Here is a 3,905-nt window from a genome sequence, read left to right as displayed (position 1 = left end):
GCGGCAGCTACTACAACAGCTAGACCCGCTGCGCCAACAGCGCCACTCGCTTCCCCGCCACCCGCGTGAGGAAGAGGGTGGCTTTGTTGTTTCCCTTGAGCGACAGCTTGGCGCGGAACTGCGCCGGGTCGACGTCGACGCCGCGCTTCTTGATCTCGAGTGTGCCGATGCCGAGCGCCTGCAGCCGCTTCTTGATCACCCGTTCGTCGAGGGGGAGCGTCTCGGTGATGCGGAAGCCGACGGCGAACGGCGTCTCCACCGGGGTGTCGGTGCTGAGGTAGGCGATCTGGTCGCTGATCATGCGGGCGTCGATGCCGCGGGCCAGGTCGCCGATGAGGCGCGCCCTGATCACCGCGCCGTCGGGCTCGTAGAGGTATCCGCCCAGGTCGCCGAGCTCGACGTCGGGGCTGTCGGCGGGGGCCGTGAGCTCGGCGGTGCCGTGGTCGCCGATCACGAGCGCCGCGCGGCCGACACCGGGGCGAGCCGCGGCCCCGAACCACACGCCGAGCTCCACGACGTCGCGGTCGACCGACACCCACTGCGCCTCGACCCCCGCGGGAATCAGGTCGCGGTCGATGCCGGGGCCGAGCTTGACGCCCGTCGGCAGCCTCTCGCCGACCGCGAAGGCGAAGTCGAGCGAGGGCGACCAGTCGGCCGGGTCCGCGAGGCGCCGGGCGTCGTTGCGCCGGGCAGGGTCGAGGTAGACGCCCTCGAACCCGTCGAGATCGATAGCCGTGGCATCCGCATGCTCGATCGTCGCGTTGGTGAACGGTGCCAGGTTGTAGGCGGCGATCGCCGCGGTGACCTCGTCGCGTTCGACGCCCGTCACCTCGATGTCGATCGCGGCGAGGGCGAGGGCGTCGGCGCCGATGCCGCAGCCCAGGTCGGCGACGCGGGTGACTCCGGCGTCGCGGAACCGGCCGGCGTGCAGCGCGGCCACCTTGAGCCGGGTGGCCTGCTCGAGGCCCGCCTCGGTGAACAGCATGCGCTCGGCGAACGGGCCGAACTTGGCGACGGCCCGCGACCGCAGCTTCGACTGGGTGAGCACGGCGGCGACGAGCGCGGGCGAGTGCCCGGCCTTGCGCAGCGTCGCGACGGTTCGCACGACATCGGCGTGGGAGTCGAACGGCGGCAGCGAGTCGAGCAGTCCGAGCCCCTCGGTCGACATCAGCTCGCGAAACTCGGTGGCGTCCATAGCCTCATTCTCCCAGCCCCGCGCCCGCGCCCAGACCTGCCAAATGAAGGAGAACCTGGGGTCGAGTCACACATCGGCGCGGATGCGCGGCCCTCCGTCGCGAAATCTCCTTCATTTGGCAGGAAGAGGGCGGGCGGATGCCGCGGCGATTGGCACTCGGATTGATCGAGTGCCAGCATCCGACGTATAGTTGCTCTGGCACTCTCACATCGAAAGTGCCAACCCAAGAATTTAGAAAGAGGTCAACTGTGTCGGTCTCCATCAAGCCGCTCGAGGATCGCATCGTGATCAAGCAGGTCGAAGCAGAAACGACGACCGCCTCCGGGCTCGTCATTCCTGACACCGCCAAGGAAAAGCCCCAGGAGGGCGAAGTTGTCGCCGTCGGCCCCGGCCGCATCGACGACAACGGCAACCGCATCCCCCTCGACATCGCCGTCGGCGACAAGGTCATCTACTCCAAGTACGGCGGAACCGAGGTGAAGTACGGCGGAGAAGACCTCCTCGTGCTCTCCGCTCGCGACGTGCTCGCGGTCGTCGTCCGCTAACCAGCGAACACAGGCAGCACCAGTACTACCCGGAACGCCCGGTGGCCCAGCCACCGGGCGTTCCGTCGTTACGCCCGCCGATAGGGTGGAGGGCGTGCCACCAGCCGTAACCGTCCCCGCGTCCACCGCCTCGCCGAGCGACGGCCTCCCCATGGGTCGAGGTCTGCTGTTCGGCATCGCGGCGTACGCGCTCTGGGGCGTGCTCCCCCTCTTCTTCCTGCTGCTGCGGCCGGCGACGGCGTTCGAGATCGTCGCCTGGCGCATCGTTCTCTCGCTGATCTTCTGCGCCCTGCTGCTGACGGTCACCCGCGGCTGGCCGGCGCTCATGGTCATCGTGCGCGACCGGCGCACGACGCTCATCCTCGGCGGCGCCGGCCTGCTCATCCTGGTCAACTGGCTCGTCTACGTGTACGCGACACTGAGCGGCCACGTGGTCGAGGCGGCCCTCGGCTACTTCACCAACCCGATCGTGACCGTTCTGCTGGGCGTCTTCGTTCTGCGCGAGCGGCTGCGGCCCCTGCAGTGGGTGGCGATCGGCGTCACCGTGGTCGCCGTGCTCATCCTCGCCCTGAACTACGGGCAGTTCCCCTTCATCGCGCTCGCCCTCGCGTTCTCGTTCGGCCTCTACGGGCTGGTGAAGAAGCAGGTGGGCGGCCGCGTCGACGCGGTCAGCGGGCTCACCATCGAAACCGCGTGGCTCACGATCCCCGCCACAGTGATGCTCGTCGTGCTCGGCGCCAGCGGGCTGCTCACCATCGGCACCGAGAGCGTGCTGCAGACCGTCGCCATCCTTTTCGCGGGCGTCGTCACGGCCGTGCCGCTGCTGTTCTTCGCCGCCGCCGCTCGCCGGTTGCCGCTCACCTACCTGGGGCTCACCCAGTACCTCGCGCCCATCCTCCAATTCCTCATCGGGGTCTTCGTGTTGCAGGAATCGATGCCTCCCGCCCGCTGGTGGGGTTTCGGTCTCGTCTGGATCGCACTGGTAATTCTCACGATCGACATGTTCCGTACCCAGCGGGCAACTCAATCCGAAGCACGCACGAGGTAACGGAATATAACGATCGAGCCGTGTTACATGGTTGTAACACCCATGTATTGTGCCGGTGCGGTTCGCCCAATAGCTTTACACCACGCACACAGCACCGCTGTGTCAGCAATCACAATCACACTTCACTTCATCAAGGAGCAACATGGGTGCATTCTCCCGGGCCAACTCGGCCACTCGCTCGAAGACGGTTAAGGCTGCGCTCAGCGGCATTACCCTTCTCGGCGTGAGCGCGCTGGTTCTCAGCGGCTGTGCCTCGTCGACGGACACCGACACCGGTTCCTCCGAAGAGCTCGACCTCAAGATCGGCACGATCCTCCCGCAGACCGGAACCCTCGCGGTTCTCGGCCCGCCCGAGTTCGCCGGTGTCGACCTCGCTATTCAGGACATCAACGACGCCAAAGCCGGCCTCACGATCTCCGTAGAGCACAAGGACTCGGGCGACACGACGACCGACCTCGCGACGCAGTCGGCGACCGCGCTTCTCGCGGACGGCGTCAGCGCCATCATCGGTGCGGCATCGTCGGGCGTCTCGAAGACGTTCATCGACCAGGTCACCCAGGCCGGCGTGGTTCAGATCTCGCCCGCCAACACGTCGCCTGACTTCACGGACTACCCGGACGACGGTTTCTACTTCCGCACCGCTCCCTCCGACGTTCTGCAGGGCCGCATCCTCGGTAACAAGATCGTCAACGACGGCAAGACCGACGTCGCGATCCTGTACATGAACGACGCCTACGGCACCGGTCTGTACGACAACCTCAAGACCAGCCTCGAAGACGGCGGAGCATCGGTTGTGGGCGAAGAGATCTTCGAGCCCGCGTCGACCGACTTCACCAGCGCCATCCAGGCTCTGCTGGCCACCAACCCCGACGCACTTGTCGTGATCTCGTTCGACGAGATCAAGACGATCGCCGAGCAGCTCGCCGGCCAGGGCTTCGACTTCTCGAAGCTCTACGGCGTTGACGGCAACTACGGCGTCATCGGAGAGACCGACACCAACGTCGACATCGCCGGCGCCCAGTTCACCAACCCGGGTGTTCTCGCTACCGACGACTTCCAGGCCAAGCTGCAGGAGCTCGTCGCAGAGCAGGGTGAAGACGAACTCACCGTCTTCAGC

Annotated in this window: 4 protein-coding genes; 3 read left to right on the top strand and 1 reads right to left on the bottom strand. The window is 66.6% G+C overall.

Annotated elements, in window-relative coordinates:
• Positions 1–19: 19 nt before the first annotated feature.
• Positions 20–1,195 carry a THUMP-like domain-containing protein gene (locus ACLQ6X_RS05825; protein ID WP_411699228.1) on the bottom strand — a complete coding sequence of 392 codons (1,176 nt, stop codon included), beginning with the start codon at positions 1,193–1,195 and terminating at the stop codon, positions 20–22.
• 248 nt (positions 1,196–1,443) lie between these two features.
• Between ACLQ6X_RS05825 and groES the strand changes: the two genes are divergently transcribed.
• The 3 genes from groES to ACLQ6X_RS05810 all read left to right on the top strand — a co-directional run.
• Positions 1,444–1,740 (top strand): co-chaperone GroES, encoded by a 297-nt coding sequence (gene groES / locus ACLQ6X_RS05820; protein ID WP_184232811.1) that lies wholly within the window; start codon positions 1,444–1,446, stop codon positions 1,738–1,740.
• Between the two features lie 151 nt (positions 1,741–1,891).
• On the top strand, positions 1,892–2,788 hold the full coding sequence (gene rarD, locus ACLQ6X_RS05815; protein WP_411699229.1) for an EamA family transporter RarD: 897 nt from the start codon (positions 1,892–1,894) through the stop codon (positions 2,786–2,788).
• A gap of 142 nt (positions 2,789–2,930) precedes the next feature.
• A partial coding sequence (locus ACLQ6X_RS05810) for an ABC transporter substrate-binding protein (protein ID WP_411699227.1) occupies positions 2,931–3,905 on the top strand: 975 nt, incomplete at its 3' end.

This window comes from Conyzicola sp., from assembly GCF_046714715.1.
In the GTDB taxonomy this organism is placed as follows: Bacteria; Actinomycetota; Actinomycetes; order Actinomycetales; family Microbacteriaceae; genus Conyzicola.
Note: the sequence above shows the minus strand (reverse complement) of the source record. Positions and strands in the feature narration are given on the sequence as shown.